The sequence below is a fragment of the Candidatus Methanogranum gryphiswaldense genome (genome assembly GCA_019262145.1).
GTDB lineage: Archaea > Thermoplasmatota > Thermoplasmata > Methanomassiliicoccales > Methanomethylophilaceae > Methanogranum > Methanogranum gryphiswaldense.
On the sequence record CP076745.1, the window covers coordinates 716,442 to 737,333 of the forward strand.

Consider the following 20,892-nt stretch of genomic DNA (forward strand, 5'->3'; position numbering starts at 1 on the left):
TCATAATATTTGTAACAGTGAACAAGGATGTGTTCATACATTATCATACTGTTTCTTAGCAGTATTTTCTGAAGTCTGTTAATTTCTTGTTAGATATTATCGTATGAGCATTAATTCTTATATTATCCATTGTCATCAAAACAAAACAATTTATGTGAATGATCGAGATTCAATTGAATTCTGAGTATCTCATGTATTCAAAGCTTTCTTGCGTTTCAAATATGAGGCTATGGCGCTTATCAAGATCACGATGATCACAAAACACAGTGTCGCCATCGAGGCTTGGCTGCTTCCCAGATATGTGTAGAATATGTTGCCCACGAATAATAGTAAACCGTATTTTATTACGTATCCGACCATGATATAGAAGATGCATTTTTTCAGATCCCATGTTTTTACCGTTGCTATGAAAGCGCCGCAAAACGGGATCATAGGAACGATACGGTTGAGAAGTAATGCTCTTTCGTCTGCTATGAACAAGAAGTCAACGTACCTGTCCATCAGATTAGATATCCTGTGGGGCATCCTGATCCTTTTGATAACAAAATATAGAACGAATATACCGGCCAATTCACCAAGCATACAGAAAAAGAACAATTCGAGTCCGAATGTCAAATCTGGTCTTGCAATGAAAGCGCTCACGAATATCAATTCAGGTAAGGCAGGGAAGATAAGAGCATCGACGAAGAATATCAGTGATACGCATAACAGCAACTGTCCGTCCCCGACCGGTGCTAGGAATGTAAGTATCCAGTTACCTATATCCATTTGATATCCTCATGTGTAAGCCTATAATCAAACAAGATATATCAAATCAGACACATATTGAAATTTCTTATTGAATAAGATCATATTTTTTCAGAGAGTTGGAATTCTCCTTTTCTCTAATAGTATATGCCTATTGCAGCATAGACAACTGCAGACCCTGTGATGAATCCCATCGAAGAGCTTAAGTTATGATTCATAAAGAACCAGATATATACTGCAATTAATGGGATCCATAATACCAAATACAGTCTTGTTGTGTCTATTTTACTTATTTGCATAGTTACTTCCTACTGTGTTTTAAATTCATTCTATGCGGTTTTGTCAGCTTTTGCTACTGGTCTCACTTTAAGTAAGAAATACAGGACGAACCATGAGCAAAGACCTATGACAATGAATGAGGGCTTACTAATCCTTAGGAATCTGCCTAATTCTCCGTCCACTTTACCTGATATGAGATAGAGGAATATACAGATTACAAGGGGTATCGCATATTCTAAGACATTAGTTATTTTTAACGAACTAAGCACATCTGGAGAATATTTTCCATACTTCTTTCTGACTACATACATGAGTGCTAGAACCGACAAAGCGAATATAGCGAACAAAAATGTACAAAAGAATGTCCAATCCATTTTATCATCTTAGTTTACCGACCGTTGACACAATATTTGTTCAGATTAGTAGGTCAAACTGTTCAGGACTTGGATATTATATAGTTTTTCCGTTTTTCTTTGTAGTTATATGCAAACATTTATTTTCTAAATTTTTTCATAATAGCGACCTGGATCATATTGTCATAAATATTGTTTAATTTCAATGAGATTTTCATTGTATCATTCCCTGTGTCCAAGCATATATTTTGGAAGGACAGATGGTAGGTCATAGTGTGAAAGATATCAAAGAAAGATGTAGATTTTATACATAGCTATTTAACGCTATCAAAGCCATATTTAAATGAATGGGATAATGGAGAACGAAAATGGATAATGGATTACCAGAGATAATATCGGTTGAGTGCCTCAGAGTTCCGCCAAAAAGTCTGAAACCCGAAGAGATCGATCAGAAAGTTCAGGATAGGACGCTTGACAAATCAAGTCAGGATGTACTGAGAAAGACCATGAAGGAAGGGACGGACACAGTATGGGATCGTTACGAAAGACAACAGCCTCCATGTAAGTTCTGTACTGAAGGCATATCATGCCAACGTTGTTCAATGGGACCTTGCAGACTGATGGGAGGGGACAGGACCAGAGGTGTATGCGGAGCCGATGCGGATACGATGGTATCACGTAATCTTTTGGATACGATCGCCACAGGGGCCGCAGCCCATTCTGATCACGGTAGAGAGGTCGTGGAGACCCTTTTGAGAGCATCGAGAGGCGAGGCTCCAGGTTACGGCGTGAAGGATGAAGTGAAGCTCAGAAAACTGGCCGACGAATACGGAATTGAAGCTAACATGTCCGTAGAGAAGACCGGAGAAGCACTTGCCCTGGCCATGCTTGAGGAATATGGTACGATCAAGGGTGAGTTGCAGATGATAAAGAGGGCGCCTGAGGCGGACCTCGAACTATGGAAGAAGGAAAAGATCCTTCCAAGGAGCATCGACCGTGAGATCGTCGAAGCTATGCACAGGATCCACATGGGTGTCGGTGCCGATTACAGGGGATTCCTATCTCAGGGAATGAGGGCATCCATGGCCGACGGATGGGGAGGATCCATGGTCGGGACGGAGATATCGGACGTCCTCTTCGGTACACCTCATATAAACAGATCCCAGGTAAATCTGGGGGTTTTGAAGCACGATCAGGTCAATATCTCGGTCCATGGACACAATCCAGTACTGTCCGAGATGATAGTCAAGGTATCAGAATTGCCTGAGATGACAGAGAGGGCCAAGAAGGTAGGTGCCCAAGGTGTGAATCTGGTTGGCCTATGCTGTACCGGGAACGAGCTTTTGATGCGTCATGGGATCCATCAGGCGGGGAATCATATGGATCAAGAGCTGGTGATCACCACAGGAGCCTTAGAAGCGATGATCGTCGATTATCAATGCATATTCCCGACGTTGTCCAATACGGCCGCATGTTATCACACAAAGTTGTTCTCGACGTCCCCCAAGGCAAGCATATCCGGTAGTTATTACATGGAGATCACGCCTGAGAACGCCTACGAACAGTGCAGGAAGATCATCATAACGGCGATAGACAATTATCCGAACAGGGTTCCCGGACGTGTACTCATTCCTGACAAGCCTATGGATGCGATGGTCGGATTCTCTGTAGAAGCGATAAAGGATGCTTTCGGAGGCAGTCTCAAGCCTCTTCTTGATGTCATAATATCAGGTAAGATAAGAGGATGTGCCGCGATAGTAGGGTGCAACAATCCGCATATAAAACAGGATTATGGACATGTGACGCTGGCTAGGGAGCTCATAAAGAAGAATATATTGTGCGTGGAGACCGGCTGTTCGTCGATCGCATGCGCAAAGGCCGGGCTCATGCAGCCCGAGTCCGCTGAACTTGCTGGAAGCGGGCTCAAGGAATTCTGTACATCAGCTGGTATTCCACCGGTCCTTCATATGGGGTCCTGTGTGGACAATACCCGTGTGTTGAACCTTGTTGCTGAGTTGGCCAGGCTGGCTTCCGTTCGTATCGATCAACTACCGGTCGCAGGAGCGGCCCCGGAATGGTATTCTCCAAAGGCCGTGGCGATAGGGAGTTATTTCGTCGGCAGCGGTGTGAGTGTTGTGCTCGGTGTGATGCCGCACATAGCAGGCAGTGCCAAGGTGGTCAAGGCATTGACAGATGACCTTGAAGATTCAATAAATGCGAAGTTCTGGGTTGAACCGAATCCGAAGAACGCAGCAGCATTGATATTCGATCATATAGAGACGAAGAGGAAGGCCATCGGGATCTGAGGACGAATAATTCAACGATACGATAGTATCGTTCTTATTTTTCCTCAAATCGTTTATTTCGATCTCTCAGGTTTGCTGGAGGTCTTGTATCATAAGAATTACAGGTCATTCCTAATCTGTAGTTAATTAGTGATAACGTACAATTTTAGGATCATAAGTAATTTATGAAGTTCAATTTCAAATGTTACAAAATAAATTGGTATGGTGAATACATAAGAAAAATTAGAGGTCTGGTCAGATAGTCCAAAGGGAACCTTAGAGGGAATATGGTTATCGATATGATGGTCCGTCCTAATTGTATGCGGTCTTTGTTTTTGAATTGCCGACATAGATGAACAACAATATAAAAAAGTTGCAATAAGTTATTATGCTCATACCAGCATATTTTAATCTTGAGGGATACAACATGTATTATTCAAGTGGTAATTATGAAGCATTTGCCCGTCCCGTGAAACCGGAGAATGTGGATGACAAATCTGCATATATCGTCGGTTCCGGATTGGGAGCCCTGTCTGCAGCGTTTTTCCTTATACGCGACGGACAGATGAAGGGAGAACGCATTCACATCCTTGAGAAGGACCCCAGACCTGGTGGAGCCTGCGATGGATATCAGTATGAAGACCGTGGATTCGTCATACGCGGCGGACGTGAGATGGAGACCCACTTCGAATGTATGTGGGATATGTTCCGTTCCGTACCGTCTATCGAGACAAAGGGGGTAAGTGTCCTCGATGAATATTATTGGCTCAACAAGAGGGATCCGTCCGGTTCCCTCATGCGTGCGACGATCAACCGCGGAGAGGACGCTCATACAGATGGTAAATTCAATATGACCGATAAGGGCACCAAGGAGATACTGGACCTTTTCTTCACGCCCGATGAGGATCTTTACAACAAACGCATCGACGAGGTTTTCAGCAAAGATGTCCTGGATTCCAATTTCTGGCTGTACTGGCGTACGATGTTCGCATTCGAGAACTGGCATTCAGCACTCGAGATGAAACTCTACATCAGGCGTTTCATCCACCACGTGGGCGGTATGCCGACCCTCAGTACCTTGCGTTACACCAGGTACAATCAGTATGAATCCCTGATCTTGCCCTTGGTCAAATATCTGGAATCACACGGGGTGACGTTCCAATATAATACAAAGGTAATCAATGTGGAATTCGATATACACGGGGAAAGGAAACTGGCAAAGCATATCATCTTCTTGAAGGACGGTAAGAAAGATGCAATCAACCTAACGGAGAACGACTTTGTCTTCGTAACGAATGGCGGTTGTGTCGAGAATTCCACACTTGGAAGTCACAATGAGCCTGCACCGTTCGACAGTGAGATAAAGGAAGGCGGAGGCTGGGACCTTTGGCGCAAGATAGCAGCACAGGATCCCTCCTTCGGACATCCCGATAAATTCTGTTATGATCCGGAGAAGAGCAGTTGGATGAGTGGGACCATCACAACACTCGATGACAAGATACCTCCGTATATTGAAAAGATATGCAAGCGCGACCCGTTCTCCGGAAAGGTGGTCACCGGTGGTATCGTCACTGTCAAAGATTCGAATTGGCTCATGAGCTGGACATTCAACCGTCAGCCGCATTTCCGTTCACAGCCCAAGGAACAGCTCGTAGGCTGGATGTACGGATTGTTCACGGACAGACCCGGGAATTATGTCAAGAAAACGATGCGGGAATGTACTGGTAAAGAGATAGCCATGGAGTGGCTCTATCATATCGGTGTCCCCGAGTCGGAGATCCCCGAGTTAGCGGAAAAGAGTGTCAACCTTGTTCCTTGCATGATGCCGTACATAACGGCGTTCTTCATGCCCAGGGAGAAGGAGGATCGTCCTCAGGTCGTCCCGCAGGGTTCTGTCAACTTTGCATTCCTCGGTCAGTTCGCTGAGACCACCCGTGATACCATCTTCACAACAGAATACTCGGTCCGTACCGGTATGGAGGCAGCCTACACACTGTTGAACATCGACCGCGGGGTCCCAGAGGTATGGGGAAGCATGTACGATATCCGCGATCTGTTGGATTCCACAGTGAAGCTGTCTGATGGCAGGAAGATAACCGATATGGAACTCAGTTTCAAGGAGAAATTGGTCCTCAAGGGTGTCATGAAGAAGGTAAAAGGCACGGATGTCGAAAAGTTACTGAAGGAGTACCACGAGATCTGAAGGTTTACAACCAAATCTGATACCGATCAAGGGGATGAGTCGTATCAGGCTCATCCCTATTTTTAATATTCTTGACCGCGGCGTTCGGTCATCGATTTTTCTAACTGTTTCTTTTGGCTGTTGTCAGGGACATTATAAATCAAGATAAGTGAATGCGTAGGGAAGATAAAGGATGGAATGACAATGATATTGGATGAAAATTACATTCTTTCTAATGGTGTAAGGATTCCAAAATTGGGTCTGGGCACTTGGTTCATTAATGACAGGAATGCAGCTGAAGCCGTTCGTCAGGCCGTTGCTGTGGGATATCGTCACATCGACACCGCTGAGATCTATAAGAATGAGGCGGGAGTCGGTGAGGGAGTACGCACATGCGGAGTGCCGAGAGATAAGATCTTCGTCAACAGCAAAATAACTGCGAAAGTTAAAACCTACGATGAAGCAAGGGAGATGATCGACGGGTCCATTTCAAAAATGGGTCTTGATTATCTGGACATGATGATCATTCACAGTCCGCAGCCATGGAGTGAATGGCGTAAAGAAAATAACCGTTACTTTGATGAGAATCTAGAGGTTTGGAAAGCACTGGAAGATGCTTACAAAGAGGGTAAACTGAAGGCCATAGGGGTTTCGAATTTCTTGCAGGATGATCTTGAAAACATATTGACGCATTGTGAGGTCAAACCAATGGTGAACCAGATCTTGACCCATATCAGCAATACCCCGTTAGACCTTATCGAATTCTGTCAGAAGAATGACATTCTAGTGGAAGCCTATTCACCGATAGCTCACGGCAAAGTACTGAATAACAAGAAGATAGCAGCCATAGCTGAAAGATACAATGCCACCGTGGCGCAGCTATGTATACGCTATGTCATCCAATTGGGTGCGGTCGCCCTTCCAAAAACGGCGAACCCGCTCCATATGAAAGAGAATGCCGATGTGGATTTCATCATTTCTGAATCCGATATGGAAGCACTGAAGAACTTTGAGAAGATCAAAGGCTATGGTCTGATACGTATCATGCCTGTGTTCAGAGGTAAGTGATCAATGAATGGGGAACAAATCTATCGGTCTTTTTGTATCTAACATCATTAAGACAGGGTTTATGACATAGTTTTATAGACGCAAGTCCATTACATATTAGGACGGATGCCCTGATGGAAGGTCCGAATGAAATTCCCCGCGAAGATCTGTGCCTGGCGGTTTCACGCTCGGTATCAGATCGCATGTATTGTAGGAGAGCTCATGAAGATTTCATGCGGGGCGGTCCCGTATGAACTGCAATTTTGTTGAATCGGTCCATACTGATTGGCCGACAACCGACAAAAAACAATTAACACCAAAATTTGAGAAACAACTGATATGGCGGATCAACCTTTTTGAGGACGGCGACCCCATCGGACAAGGCAGGAATCTGAGATGTTCCGAACGCAGACGGATCAGGAGAGGACAGAGGATTACTCTACTTCAAGAATTGTTCGATAATGAGATGCGCAAAGTGGATCCAAAATTTTTTAAGAGAAGAAGCATCGACCGCGGGGGCCTTGACGACCCTACACATGGCCTAGATAGATCTGTTGACGATTCGGACGATTATTTTAAGAGATGTTGCAAAAAATATCCTACGATATACCATTTGAGAAAGCATATTGCAACCACCGATGTCCGTCCCGATATTCGTTTGTTCTATCTTGCGGTGCGCAATATAATAGAACACAGAGGACACTTTCTGTTTGAAGGCATGCCCGATGATAGATCTCCCGACCTAGGTTGGATCGTGGACCGGACACTGACGTATCTGCGTGACGAGTTCGGGATTAATATGCACGCGGACGGCATAATGTCGGATGTGGAGTCCACTTTATTGGATAGAGGGCTCAGAATAAAGGACAAGAGGGCGAGGCTGTACTCTTTGCTATCAGCTGACGATGTTCCAAAACGTTCGTTCTTGGATCTGCTCATAGGAAGGACGGTAAGGATCGTGGATATCTTCGGAGATAGGGTTCTGAACGACATCGAGATATCCTTCAAGGGTCAGGACTACGATGAAGATCATGACAGATACGAGGACATTTTGGGTACCGAGAGGACGGTCCTGTTGGATCTGATGAAGTTGATCTATGATTGGTCGACCGTGCGTGAATTCACAGAGGGTGGTCGTCAGATATCCAGTATCATAGTGGATAGATACGAACAATACGAAAAGGACATGAAGATATTGAGGGACGTATCGAAGAAATTTCTTTCTCCGAAAGAATATGTTGAGCTCTTCAAATCGGACAATGTGAAGAATAACCATCGTCATTACACAGGGACCCGTAAGAAAAGCGATCCAAATGAAAGGACCTGCACACAGGAGAAGTTTAACAGATATCTGAAGGAGACCTTCGAGGATGTGGAAGCCAAGGACCCTTACCTCAAATATCTGCAGTGGAGGACATACGAAGGATCGTTCGCACCTAAGAGGAGGCCAGATCTGGACAATGTTATACCGAACTGCATGCATAGGAGGGAATTGGAAAAGATCGTGGAGAACATGTCCAGATTCTATACTTTTTTGAACGAGGACGATGGGAGCGGGATGTCTAATGGTGGGAAGATAATCTTACTCTGCACATTCAGGATACCTTATAACATCGGTCCGACGGATATCACTGACCGGTCATGGACAAGTAGCGGTCAAGATGCCGCGGTATCCTGGACCTCTGAGAGCATAACCGATCTGGAGAAATGTTCCAGGGGATTCATAGACAATATATGCGGCAGATGTACGTATCTGCCCGAGGAGAAGGCGCTACCAAATGATTCCGTATTGTATTCCAGATGCAAGCTATATGACGAGCTCAATGGCCTAAGGGTCAATGGTAACAGGATCAATCCTGAGATGAAGATGGAACTGGTGAACGGCCTGTTCTGTGATATGGATAGATGTGGACGGAGGGTTACTGTCAAGGATATCAGGAGACATCTGGCGTCCAAAGGACTTATTTCAGAAAATGATATAATAACCGGGGTCGATGGGAACGTCAGGTCAGATCTGAGGTCTGAGATGTTGATCAAGAGCATCATAGGCGAAAGATCGAGAGATCTGCGTATGGTCGAGGACATTATCCACGACGTAGCAGTTCACAATGCGGATGGTTGCGGATTGAGGGAGAGGATCGCCCGCAAGTATTCGGGCAGATTGACAGATGATGAAATTTACCGTCTGTCGGAACTGCATTCTTCTGGTTGGGGGAAGCTATCGGAACGTATGCTAACAGAGGTCCGCTATCCAGAAGGTTCGCCGTTCGAGGGGATGAACCTTTTCGATGCATTGGAGTGTACCAATCTCAACATGGATGAACTGTTGAACGATAGGTACGGGCTCTTGTCGAAGACAATGGCGACAGTACATGATACTGTGACAGTACAGGATGACGGGATGCAGGGCGCTGTTGCAGTTCCTGCATATACTAATGACATGCGGATACCAAAGATATGGGGATGTCTTTACACGATAGATAGCATTCTAAAGATGACAGGATGCGATCTGACGGGGACTGTGATCGAAACCGAGGACAATAGGGTCGACTCAGGGTCATCGTCAAGAAAAGAGCTCCTTCTTAAGCTGTACAGCCAACACATTGACGATGAAAGGGATTGGGTCGGGGAGATCTCCAAGATCGATGAAGGCAGACTGCACAGGAGGAAGGTGTTCGCTTACTATATGCAGAAGGGACACTGCATCTACTGTAACAGACCGATACATCTTGAGAGGATAGATGAGGAGGATTACAATATGGATCACATCATACCGCGGTCGTTGCTGATGGATGATGACATCGATACCAACATGGCACTTACGCACAAGGAATGCAACCAACGCAAATCCAACACATATCCTGTCTCGCTCGATATACAGAGGAGCATGCGCAGATTCTGGCTTGAACTCAGGAACGAGGGGTTCATCACAGCGGAGAAATATGACAGACTGACTCGCATGACATCGATATCCGAGATGGAATTCGAGTGTCTGATGGCACGTGGACTGACAGAGAGGAACGGGATCAGGAGCATAAACGGAGAATATTGGCTGCACATGGTCTGAAATGGCACATGGTCTGGGATATCTAGACAATAATTGATCATACATTATGGTTTTTATAAACAACCACATGGGATAAATTTAGTTGGAGTGGTAGATCATAACAGCCAATATGAATACAATGCACATCATGTGTTCATTGTTTGACACTAATGTCTTTGTTTTCACCGTAAACTTCTTGAAACATCCTGAATGAATAGGATTGGGATCTGGTCATGGACATATAGGAGCTTATGAGAAGGGTCTCGAGCACCTCGTCCCTGGTAGCCCCCGCGCTCATGGCATGGTTCATTTGGAGCCTTATACAATGTTCTCCGCCCAGGGCTGCCGCGGCAGACAAGGCTAAAAGGTATCTGGTTTTGGGATCGAAAGAGGAGTCCTTCTCCATTATCTGAGTGGCCGTTTGCACCATGGGTATGAATTTGTCAGGACGTTCTGCCAAGACCTGTGTGACCAGAGGCACATCGCCGTATCTGGTCTTTATTGCGGTTAGCATTCTATCCACTTCGTCGCGTTTCTTTGGATCGCATTCCATGAACGTGCACCGACTTACGTGATAATAGAGTTTGTTCGAGTCTAGATGACCTCTGTCTTTTACAGGGACTCGCTGTGCATATAACCACGGATCAATGGTTTTTAAGTGCTGTTACATTCAATTAATATATGTTAAATGTGCATATTAAAAATGAGAGGCACTACATCATTCTCTCCGTGTACTATAACGACATAAGGTAAGAGTATACAGGAAAACAGATGCAGTGTACTTTGAAAAAATCTGATGTCGGTGGTCGTATGACAGACAGCAAAAGGATCGAACAGGCGAAGGCGATAGCAGAGTTGATCAAGAAGGACGAATACAAGCATTACGGTATTCGTGTCCTTCTTCCAGATGAACATTATTCCGAAGGCGATATCGCAAGAGTGTCCCACAAGGGCGGTCTGAAGGAGAGTGGGAGTGATCTCGATACAGGCACATACACGATATTGGTCCCCGCATATCCAGGTATCGATGACATAATCGAGACAATAGATAGGGCAAGGATGTATGGTAAGAGACTCGCCTTATTGGGATGCCTGGAAGGCAAGGGCGGTTATGATCTAGATGAGATATGTATGAAGAATGCGACGGTCCTTATGATAATCTGATGTGTGTTGAATATAAACAAACATTTTTTTGAAAAAGATTCAGTCTGTATCAGGGATAATGAGTATTTGGATATTTTTGGTACATGATACGCATTTTGTAAATATTTCTTATTTGTTTCTGGATATGCAAAATAATCATATATCCTTGTAAGAGATTACAGGGGTCATAAGGACAAATTCTCGAGGGAGTAAATATGAAGAAGGCATTGCAGATCTCAGTCGTTTCGATAGTTGTGATGATGACGGCATTATCCTTTTTGCCGATGATGTCCGCAGATGCGGATTCCGATACCGTTTATCCCGATGAGGGGATAGTCTTTCCGTACGTGGATGTGACCGAGGACATACCCAGTAGCATAGATCTCAGGGATTATGGATTGGTAACATCTGTGAAGGATCAGTTGCAGAACGGGACATGTTGGGCTTTCGCAGCATCAAGTGTGATAGAGACGGCGATCTTGAAGAAGAAGCTCGCAACATTGGATGAATTGGAAATCTCACCATTGCAACTGGCATATTTCAATGCCAACAAAACTACAGATCTGGATGGAGGCACTGCCGGGGATCTGATAATCCCCACTTCAGAAAGGTCATATCTGGATCTTGGCGGGGAGGCCTTGCTGACGACGATGGAATACGCTACATGGATGGGGCCCGTAACGGCGGACGCTGTGAATTATCCCTATGCAGACGCTACTGCAAGTACCACATTGGATGATAGTTTAGAGTACAGTTCAGATTATGTTCATCTGGATGATGCCAAATGGGTCAATGCCAAGGATGTCGACTCTATAAAGTATCTTGTCTCCCAAGGGAATTCGGCCGTGATCGGCTTTTATTTCAGTGGCGAGAACGCAATTATAATATCATCTCAGACCGAGGGTACGAACTTTACATATTATGGTACGGACGATATAATTCCGAACCATGATGTCACCATAATAGGATATGATGACGACTACCCTGCATCCAATTTTGTGAACACTCCTGCAGGGAACGGTGCCTGGCTATGTAAGAACAGCTGGGGTTCGGATGTCGGTAACGACGGATGCTTCTGGATGTCATACTATGATGAATCGGTGAGGTTCGCGGTATTCTTCTCAGTAGAGTCTGCTGAAAATTATGATCATAATTACGAGTATGACGGCGGAGGGTCCACTAACAACAATATCACATTGGGTTCTGACGCATACATGGCGAATGTTTTTACTGCTTCGGGAGACCAGGTCTTGAAGGCAGTATCTTTCTTCATGATGCAGAATGCCAATGTTAGTTATACGGTTAACATATATACCGATATCAAAGACCCAGAGGACCCCACTAGTGGCAATATGGTGAGTACGATATCGGGTATCACGGACTATGCAGGTTACTATACGGTGGGATTGGAAAAAACGGTCGATCTAGATGCAGGTGAGGATTTCTCTGTCGTAGTATATGCGGCATCATCGGACAACGAGGACCTGTATCTGCCGATCGATACGGACGAGGTCCGCCTTATGAGTGATCAGCCATGGGTCACATACGATACCTATGCCACAGCGGGTCAGAGCTTTTTTAGCAGCAATGGTTCAGATTGGACGGATCTGGGTTCAGATGGATCTTCTAACATCAGGGTGAAGGCCTTCACGGACGATATATCGAATGAGGGTACAAGTTCATATGTCTGGGTATTTGTGATCGTTGCAGTGATATTGATCGTATCTGTGACAACTGCAGTGTGGTTCGTCAGGAAGAACAAGGTGTTGTGATCTACTCAAGCAAGGATCGATGATGGGTTCAAAGGAAGGCTAGAATTGTACGCCTTCCACCCACCATCCCTTAACTTCTGGTTCTTTGTAAAGGCTTATTGAGAGCATTGTAATGGTAAAATATAGAGTCGGGATCGACTTACAAGTACGAAATGTCAAATGCCGAGGTATGTTCTATGAATGGCAAATCCGAATTCGATTCTGAGTTTTGCCGTGTACGGTACATGAAAACTGACAACGAAGTATTTCTTGAATGGAAGAAATTCGCGAGAATGAATGATTACAGAGAACCGACATTGTTCGCTTTGAAATTACTGAAAAAGAATCCTGGAAGCAATTTTATCGTTGATGCAAGAAATGGATTTGAAGATGACCCAGAAGATGTAAAATGGGGATTTTCGGACCTTCTTCCGAATATGGCGAAGACCGATTGCAAATATGTCGCATTCATTCTGGAAAATGCTACGGCCATCGAGAATGAGATGAACATGTGGGCAATGGAGTTCGGAAAGTATTTTACAGTAATTAATGTCGATAGTTATGAAGAGGCTGTTCGTAAAATGACATTTCGGACATGAAAATAGGAAATTTGACACTGTTCTCTAATTTTGTGGCATATATGGGCAATCAAATGGGGGGCGTTGATAACTGCCATCTATCCTTTTGATGATTCGCACTTTGTCAAAAAGGATTATTCCTCTGATACTGCTCATAATATGGTCGTAGAGAAGGTATTTTGCGTATATCACGGGTAAGGGATTCAAAGTCGATTTAGATAATATCGTTGTTGGAAATGTCGTCTGTCTGAAGGAGATTAATGAATCACCGATATGAATTCTGCTTGTGGGCAACGTTCTTTCAGAATACGTATGAATTCCTGTTTGTTCGCAGGTGATATACAGACAAGATTATTCTTTCCATAGTAAATAAGAACAGAATCCGAGGACATTCCTAGAGAATAGGTCCAGATGTGCTTGTCCACTATCTTCTTCACAGAGGAATATATGACAGGGGGTTCGTTGAATGCCATTGGACATTTAATGATCAATTCGTTGGTTTCGAATGTGTATCTGGTGTAATATCCAGATACGATGAGGGTCAGAATGATCAGTGCGAACAGAGTAAGAATGATCGACGGATGCTTGAAAAGAAAAAGAAAGATCAGAACTATCGTTGTAATGATTGTGATACTGAGCCAAAAGAAATTTCCGAATTTGGTACGGAATGCAATTGAATCTTCCACAGATAAGTAAGATTATTTCAAAATAAATAATCGATTAGGAAAATATAAAAGAGGATAGGGGGCATCTAATGCAGAAGTACTATCTGGATTTTTATTGTTCATTGTGTGTGTATTTCCACCATCGTCAAAAATATTCAATTTTTGTTGTAATCAGAATGAATATTGCTGTTAAAAATGAATAAAACAAAATTTATTTCTTGTTGTTCTGAAAAGTCCCTGAATACGAGGCAGCCTGCAGTATATGGCCGTCGATCTTTTCCAACAGTTCTTTGCGGCCGCATTTAGGTGGCAGGTCGACCTTTATGTCGAGTATGTAGACCTTGAACACATACGTGTGCACAGATCTCAAGGGCGGTTTAGGACCTTTGTAACAATGCTTCCCGTAGGCGATGCCCTGCACAGCCCCTCCCATATTCTCCAGGATATCACCTTTAGGTATCGCTGCCGGGACGGTTTCCATGACCGGAAGGTTCCATATCACCCAATGGTTGTAGTTTGGGAACAGAGGGTGCGATGCATCGTCCATGGTGATCGCCATGGTGATCGCACCGTCGCATATGTTCCCGATATGCATCTCCGGGGAGATGTTCTTGTCCCCGGCGGAAAATTCTTTTGGGATCTGGCTGCCATCTGCGAATGCCGGTATGGAGAATTCCAACTGTTTCATTCTTATGCCCCTGTATGAATTGAGATCGGTGCCATACTTATTTTATACATTCCAATAAACTTGTAATTAATGAGATATTCATTGGTAGTAATACGTTGAGAGATCCAATCCATGATTATTTTATGGTGTATGCGGATATTCATCCGTGGAAAACCTGAAAGAGAAGAGGATGGCCATTCTGATCGATGCGGACAATGTCTGTTCCAAATACATCAAGACGATATTGGACGAGGCATCATCCTTCGGCACCGTCAATGTGAAACGTATCTACGGGGACTGGACGAAACCTCAGCTGAGGCCTTGGACAGAGGTGCTGCTTCCCAATTCCATACGCCAGGTCCAACAGCCCAATTATACCACGGGCAAGAACTCCACCGACTCGGGGATGATAATCGATGCCATGGACCTCTTCTATTCCGGTGCCGTGGATGGATTCTGCCTTGTATCCTCTGACAGCGATTTCACAGGGTTGGCGATGCGTCTGAGGGAATCAGGCATGTTCATAGTGGGAATGGGCATGAGGACCACGCCTGAGCCCATGGTGGCCGCATGCAACTCATTCAAGTTCCTTGATGTGATCGATCCTGATGCGGGTGTGAACAAGGTCGTCGGTCTGAAAAGCGAGGTCGTATCCGAGATACCTATCAAACCTAGGTCCGCATCCAAGGATATAAAGGAACTTACAAAGATCATAAAGGATATCATCGACCTGAATTCGGATGATGACGGTTGGATGATGCTCAGCGAGCTTCAGCCGGACCTGATAAAGAGGAAGCCTGAGTTCGATACCAGGAACTACGGTTTCAAGAAGATGCTGTCTCTTGTGGAATCCTTGAAGGGATTCGAGATAAAGAAGGAGAACGAGGTCACGAATCCTCAGAATCCTGATGCGCATATAGTTTTCATCAAGAACAAGTGAGGGCTATGGTCATGTTCTGTTGATAGAGAGTGGACGGCCATTCTTTTCCGCATAATTAAAAAACGACTAGGGCGGCCAATCAATCATTGAGGCCTTCAGTACGGATGTGTTCAGCTCCAATTTCGGACTCGATCTTATGCAGCAGTCTTGTGAGGCTTTCCAGGTCCACGGTCTCGACGGCCAGTCTATGGCGGTATTCTCTGCATCCATGACAGCCGGCTATGAATTTGGGGGCGACGCCGCGGAGTATGTTCATGGCCAATTCCTCTCCCTTCTCCTGGATGAGGGCATCGGCAAGCGATAGGCACCAATCCACTTGCTGGGATACGATAGGAGTTAGGAGTGTCTCTCCTGTACGATAATAATGATCGATCTGAGTGATCAGATATGGATTACCTACTGCCCCGCGGGCAACCATCACTGCGGAGGCTCCTGTGATATCGACGGCATGTATCGCGTCATCCAGGGAATAGATGTTCCCGGATATCATCAACGGCACGGACATATCCGATTGCAGGTCTTCGACGAGTTCGAAATGGGGGGTCCCGGTGTAAAGTTCTTCTCTGGTCCTTGCATGCACGGCGATGGCATCCACACCTGCATTTGTAAGTTCGTCGATCACTTGGCGGAAGTTCATGTTATCATTTCTTCCGAGACGTATCTTTGCTGTGACTGGCACATCTACTGTCTCTTTGATGCGGTGGACTATATCGCCACATCTCTTCGGGTTCTCCATGAGGGCAGAACCGGAACCGTTGCTTACGACCTTGGATACGGGGCATCCCATGTTGATGTCGAAGAAATCTATGTTCGGATTGTATTCTATCGCGCCTTTCGCGGCATTGGCTAGATTATCAGGGTCGTTGCCGAAGAGCTGTAGGCCGGTGGGGTAGTTGCGTCCGAATCTGACATAGGCCATGGACCTTTGAAGGCCGTGCACTATCCCGTTGTCGGAGGTCATCTCAGTGACGGAGACAGCTACTCCGAAGGGTTTCATGAATTCCCTGTAGCTGCTGGACGTTATGCCTGACATTGGTCCCAGGACCACGCGGCCTTCGATTTTAAGATCACCGATCTTCCACATTAGGATTGGGACCATAATACGCGTGTTTATCAGGTTTACGTTGGGTATGATTTTATTTTTCTTTTGACGATGATCTTCTCGGCCCTCATGTCGTCATTTATGGAACTGAAAAAGGAAAGCTGCAGCATATTAACCTAACATGTTGGTGGCCTAAAGTGTTATTTCAAACGTAACTTTTATGTTATATCAAAGCATAAGCAGCGTTCATACAACCTCATTGAAACCGATGGGAGGCCCCCGATCCTGAACCTCGGATCGGATTTCATTCAAGAGAGTAAAATTCGACGGTAATCTCATGATAGGAAAAAGAACGATAGCAGTGATATCAGTAGTGATGATATTGGTGGCATCCATTGCTGCATACGCGGTCATAACGATATCTGGCAAGGATAATGGCGATAATGGTACTGACGATGCCGTCTCAGGATTAACGGGAACATATCTTTACATGACGTACGGCACCTACAACGATGATTCTATGCAATATATGGGCACATGGAGAATGGAATTGGATAATGGGGAAGTGATCAAGAACGAAGGTAGTCTGTCCACATACCATGAGACATCGTATCCTATCGTTAATGTCGGCACCGAATTGCCAGTATCGGACCGCCCTGACGGATATATCGATCATATACCCGAGAAGAACGAGGTGCTCGCAGGTGCTGAATATCTTGGGGATATTATCATAGAGACATCAAATTTCGGTTCTATAAGCACCTCTGTTTATGAATCCGGAGATAAGACCTATTATGCGGACGATTCCGGAGCGATATACAGGATTGTCCTTACCACAGAATTCGGATGGACGGAGATCCAGGTAGTGTATGAATTGAGACAGATCGCGAGTTGATAATGTAACTGTGTTCTGAGGCCTTAACATCTTAATTCTTGAGTCAATTAAAAGATATGTTTTAGATATTGGACCAGTAGAGACTGTTAGAAGTGGTCGGACTTTGGTTCTATGTTCAGGTTATCGGTATCGAGCATAGCAAAGATGCAGATTACAATCAAGAATAGATCTTTCCGATGTATTCGCCCAGTTCCGCCCCGATAATATTGTCACCCTTCTGAGAGTAGTGCAAGTTATCGTCAAGCATGGTACCATCATCGATCGAGAAGGAATCGGAGGCCGTGGATGCCAGATGGATCGTCTTGCATTCCTCCGCCAATTGGATCTGCGCGATAGAACTGTTGACCCCTTCGGCCGAACGCACCTTGCTTATGAATCCGCAATCGAAATCATACGGGGAGAACCGTGCATCCCCGATCCCCAGCAAAGATCTGTGGATCTCCATGAAGGACCGTTTGTACGTTTCCACATCGGTGTCCGAATCGGATTCGCCTTGTATCCATATGTACGATCTCACGGTGAAGTCATAGTGTGCGGTATCTATCGTTAGGAGCGCACCGGAGAACACGGTCTGTGCGTAATCATAGGATATCCCTCCGGGGAGATACGTGCTTATGGGGGCCCCTCCGATGGCCCCGTTGATCGTGAGGACCTTGTGTCCCGTCCTTTTGTTGTATGCGGCTGCGAAGGGGGCCTCTATGTTGCCTATGTGAGCTACGTTGGTGCTCTCTGTCATGCTGTGCATTCCGTAATCATTGACCGAGCGGTCATAGAATATGTTGGATACAGGGTCGTCGGATGTGCCGTAATAGTAGGCGGTGCCCAATTCGGGGACGGGGGATGCGGTGGATGGGTCGGAAGAGTAACGGTACATAGCGTTGCTTTGGCCTAGAATCAGGAAAACATCGAGTTGTGCTTTTTTGACATTTATTTTTTCTTTGATTCTACCAGAGTATGTGATGATTCCATCGCCAATATCGCACGCGTGAACGTATTTAATGTCACCGATTTTGATGATTTCTAGTGCGCCTGCTGCGGATATTATTTGAGGGTTTGATTCTTCATCTGATGTTGAGAATTCCAGATAATCGTTATAATACATAACTGGTTTTTCCATTATGTTTTGATTGTTTGTTATTCTATTTCATTTTTTTGATATGATATCGATGGAATCTAAGCCGTTGTTCATATTCATAGAGATACTAAATAATCAACATCAATTAAGGCAAAATCATAATTGGTTTGTTATTATTTTTATATGAATTTCGATTGTTATCTTTTAGGATTCTTAAGAGGTATCAAATCTATATTAATTTATTAGTATCTTTAGATTTAATTTCTTTTTCAAGTTTTTCTATAAGAGGTTCATAATTAAATGTAGGTTTCATTGCGTTGTTATATAATTTTATACTTTTAACAATCATATAACTATTTTTAAATCCAAAATAATTCTGTATACGATCAAGCATCAATGAATTAATATATTTACTACTAACTGAGTTCAATTGTTGTATCTCGATTATTTTCGAGGTTTGTTCTCTTTCGACGATGGATTGAAAATAATTGGCATCTATCATCGAATAGTGGTAATATTCTTTATTATAATTTTTTAAGTTTCCATTGTATAATTCTTTGAATATCGGATTGATTAATACAATAATTATCTTAGGGGATATTGGAAGAAACCAGACTAGTTCTGGAAAATAACCGTGGTCTATGTACAGTTTTAAATATCTTTTTTGGATTTCACGATATCCATCGTATTTTTTAATCAGATCTAGCAAAAATTTACCATTTCTTGTAATTGGCGGTTCACAATCAGTTAATTGATCCCATTCGCTAATTAAATATGAATCCGTAAGGATGAATTCATTATCCCAATCGCATTTCCATATTCCTACGTCCGCAATTTCTGCAGCTCTGTATTTAGTGGCGAGGGATACTGAACAATTTTTATCATCTAATATTTTTTTGAATTTATTATTTATTATCACTTTGAGATCGTACAATATTTGTTTCTTTTCATCGAGTTCTGAAGTACATTTAAATGATTTATCAGGATAGGTAAATTGTAAATGTCTATTTGAAATATCTTCAAGATTATGGGGCGTCAGTTCATCAACATATGGTTTAAGATTTCTTTCCCATCCGACTTCGTCTATTTCTTTTGAAGGAACTCTAATGAATTCAGATAAAAAGAAACGTTTTATTTCATCAATTTCGTATGCTGAAAGTGATATGGTGTTTGTTTTTGACTGGTTGATCTTATTAGCAATTGGAAGAAATGCTTGCTCAATCCGAGTGTTTAATCTTTTTTCTATTTCCGTTTTATCTTTATTATTTTCATCCCAGTATAGATGGTCTTCTCCAAATATTTTATTCGTTTGATATTTATTGAGCTCATTTGTCCTGTAATTGTATATTTCTATGAGTTTTTTCTCATTATTATTTGTTGAGAATTCATTTACTATAAATTTAGGAATAAAATGATTGTAAGTATACGGAGCAGTCATTACATAAGCGATTATGTAACTTCAAAATATTATTTTTTTGTATATAATTGATGTTTATTGTAATTTGATCATAATGGTAATTAATGGGGATGAAAATCAAAACATGTGTTTATTAAAAATTCAAAGGAAAAGCGGATGAAATTTCCAATTTATGCAGATAATTTGGTATTGTTAGTATGAACGTATATGTGGCGATTGGATGCAGTCCCAATTGAAGTTATGGATCGAAGTGCTGCCTCTTAATTCCATACTCAAGTATGGCAATATAATTACACTACTGGCAATAACTCAACAGATATGATGATTAAATAGATGTTGTGGACCTTTTCTATTCAGTTACTGGAATACGATATCCCCATCCATATCGTTGGAATGGTCTGCAGGATATATAAATCAGATGAAAAACGCATATATTTGCCAGATTGTACAAAAGACTCGTAAAAAGGGCGGTCGGCGGCAGTTCTCAAACAATTTGACTGATCATAACAAGGAGTTGACGATATTGAAGACAAACAACAATAGATCAACGGATGCTGTGTACGCACAGGAGAACTGCAATCAGAACATCATATCCAGTATGGACAGTGAACACGTAACGGACTCCATTCTCTGCCTGCTGCAGGAATCGGGAATTGGAGAATCGGAGCGCATAAGTAAATGATTATACGCAAAATAATCGATATTCAAGTTGCTCTGTGGCAGAAAATACTTAAAATAAGTCAATTTTTACATAATGCAATGAATTCTATATTTCAAATT

The 20,892-nt window shown here is 43.5% G+C and carries 18 protein-coding genes; 10 read left to right on the forward strand and 8 right to left on the reverse strand.

Annotated features, from left to right (window positions below; genetic code table 11):
* Window positions 1–189 precede the first annotated feature (189 nt).
* Both KRP56_03675 and KRP56_03680 read right to left on the reverse strand, forming a co-directional pair.
* Window positions 190–768 carry a hypothetical protein gene (locus tag KRP56_03675; GenBank protein UAL08352.1) on the reverse strand — a complete coding sequence of 193 codons (579 nt, stop codon included), beginning with the start codon at window positions 766–768 and terminating at the stop codon, window positions 190–192.
* 308 nt (window positions 769–1,076) lie between these two features.
* A complete protein-coding gene (locus tag KRP56_03680; GenBank protein ID UAL08353.1) occupies window positions 1,077–1,400 on the reverse strand; it encodes a hypothetical protein in 324 nt (107 codons plus the stop codon).
* Window positions 1,401–1,747: 347 nt separating this feature from the next.
* Here KRP56_03680 and cooS point away from each other — a divergent pair, with 347 nt between their 5' ends.
* The 4 genes from cooS to cas9 all read left to right on the forward strand — a co-directional run bounded on the left by cooS (window position 1,748) and on the right by cas9 (window position 9,960).
* Window positions 1,748–3,685, forward strand: a complete 1,938-nt coding sequence (gene cooS, locus KRP56_03685) for an anaerobic carbon-monoxide dehydrogenase catalytic subunit (protein UAL08354.1) — start codon at window positions 1,748–1,750, stop codon at window positions 3,683–3,685.
* Between the two features lie 367 nt (window positions 3,686–4,052).
* Entirely contained in the window at window positions 4,053–5,867 is a 1,815-nt protein-coding gene (locus KRP56_03690) for an oleate hydratase (protein ID UAL08355.1), read from the forward strand.
* Between the two features lie 177 nt (window positions 5,868–6,044).
* The gene (locus KRP56_03695) at window positions 6,045–6,914 is read left to right on the forward strand and encodes an aldo/keto reductase (protein ID UAL08356.1); all 870 of its coding nucleotides are present in this window, start codon (window positions 6,045–6,047) and stop codon (window positions 6,912–6,914) included.
* A 229-nt stretch (window positions 6,915–7,143) separates the two neighbouring features.
* Window positions 7,144–9,960, forward strand: coding sequence for a type II CRISPR RNA-guided endonuclease Cas9 (gene cas9 / locus KRP56_03700; protein ID UAL08357.1), 2,817 nt, complete (start codon window positions 7,144–7,146; stop codon window positions 9,958–9,960).
* Window positions 9,961–10,093: 133 nt separating this feature from the next.
* Here the strand turns inward: cas9 and KRP56_03705 are convergent, their stop codons facing one another.
* Window positions 10,094–10,492, reverse strand: coding sequence for a carboxymuconolactone decarboxylase family protein (locus KRP56_03705; GenBank protein ID UAL08358.1), 399 nt, complete (start codon window positions 10,490–10,492; stop codon window positions 10,094–10,096).
* Window positions 10,493–10,749: 257 nt separating this feature from the next.
* Between KRP56_03705 and KRP56_03710 the strand changes: the two genes are divergently transcribed.
* From KRP56_03710 to KRP56_03720, 3 genes are all read left to right on the forward strand, one after another.
* On the forward strand, window positions 10,750–11,103 hold the full coding sequence (locus KRP56_03710) for a hypothetical protein (protein UAL08359.1): 354 nt from the start codon (window positions 10,750–10,752) through the stop codon (window positions 11,101–11,103).
* Window positions 11,104–11,297: 194 nt separating this feature from the next.
* A complete protein-coding gene (locus tag KRP56_03715) occupies window positions 11,298–12,854 on the forward strand; it encodes a hypothetical protein (GenBank protein UAL08360.1) in 1,557 nt (518 codons plus the stop codon).
* Between the two features lie 152 nt (window positions 12,855–13,006).
* Complete coding sequence (locus KRP56_03720; protein ID UAL08361.1) at window positions 13,007–13,432, forward strand: hypothetical protein; 426 nt, start codon at window positions 13,007–13,009, stop codon at window positions 13,430–13,432.
* Window positions 13,433–13,668: 236 nt separating this feature from the next.
* On the opposite strand, the gene KRP56_03725 is transcribed toward KRP56_03720, so the two are convergent.
* Together KRP56_03725 and KRP56_03730 are read right to left on the reverse strand one after the other, a co-directional pair.
* A complete protein-coding gene (locus KRP56_03725; GenBank protein ID UAL08362.1) occupies window positions 13,669–14,097 on the reverse strand; it encodes a PH domain-containing protein in 429 nt (142 codons plus the stop codon).
* Between the two features lie 190 nt (window positions 14,098–14,287).
* On the reverse strand, window positions 14,288–14,764 hold the full coding sequence (locus KRP56_03730; protein ID UAL08363.1) for a YbhB/YbcL family Raf kinase inhibitor-like protein: 477 nt from the start codon (window positions 14,762–14,764) through the stop codon (window positions 14,288–14,290).
* A gap of 145 nt (window positions 14,765–14,909) precedes the next feature.
* Between KRP56_03730 and KRP56_03735 the strand changes: the two genes are divergently transcribed.
* A complete protein-coding gene (locus KRP56_03735; GenBank protein UAL08364.1) occupies window positions 14,910–15,683 on the forward strand; it encodes an NYN domain-containing protein in 774 nt (257 codons plus the stop codon).
* A 79-nt stretch (window positions 15,684–15,762) separates the two neighbouring features.
* Here KRP56_03735 and KRP56_03740 read toward each other — a convergent pair whose 3' ends face one another.
* Entirely contained in the window at window positions 15,763–16,767 is a 1,005-nt protein-coding gene (locus KRP56_03740; GenBank protein ID UAL08365.1) for a tRNA-dihydrouridine synthase family protein, read from the reverse strand.
* Window positions 16,768–17,062: 295 nt separating this feature from the next.
* Here KRP56_03740 and KRP56_03745 point away from each other — a divergent pair, with 295 nt between their 5' ends.
* On the forward strand, window positions 17,063–17,620 hold the full coding sequence (locus KRP56_03745; GenBank protein UAL08366.1) for a hypothetical protein: 558 nt from the start codon (window positions 17,063–17,065) through the stop codon (window positions 17,618–17,620).
* 157 nt (window positions 17,621–17,777) lie between these two features.
* Here the strand turns inward: KRP56_03745 and KRP56_03750 are convergent, their stop codons facing one another.
* On the reverse strand, window positions 17,778–18,737 hold the full coding sequence (locus KRP56_03750) for a sialate O-acetylesterase (protein ID UAL08367.1): 960 nt from the start codon (window positions 18,735–18,737) through the stop codon (window positions 17,778–17,780).
* Window positions 18,738–18,924: 187 nt separating this feature from the next.
* Window positions 18,925–20,133, reverse strand: a complete 1,209-nt coding sequence (locus KRP56_03755) for a DUF4238 domain-containing protein (GenBank protein UAL08368.1) — start codon at window positions 20,131–20,133, stop codon at window positions 18,925–18,927.
* 502 nt (window positions 20,134–20,635) lie between these two features.
* Here KRP56_03755 and KRP56_03760 point away from each other — a divergent pair.
* Window positions 20,636–20,794 carry a hypothetical protein gene (locus KRP56_03760; protein UAL08369.1) on the forward strand — a complete coding sequence of 53 codons (159 nt, stop codon included), beginning with the start codon at window positions 20,636–20,638 and terminating at the stop codon, window positions 20,792–20,794.
* Window positions 20,795–20,892 lie beyond the last annotated feature (98 nt).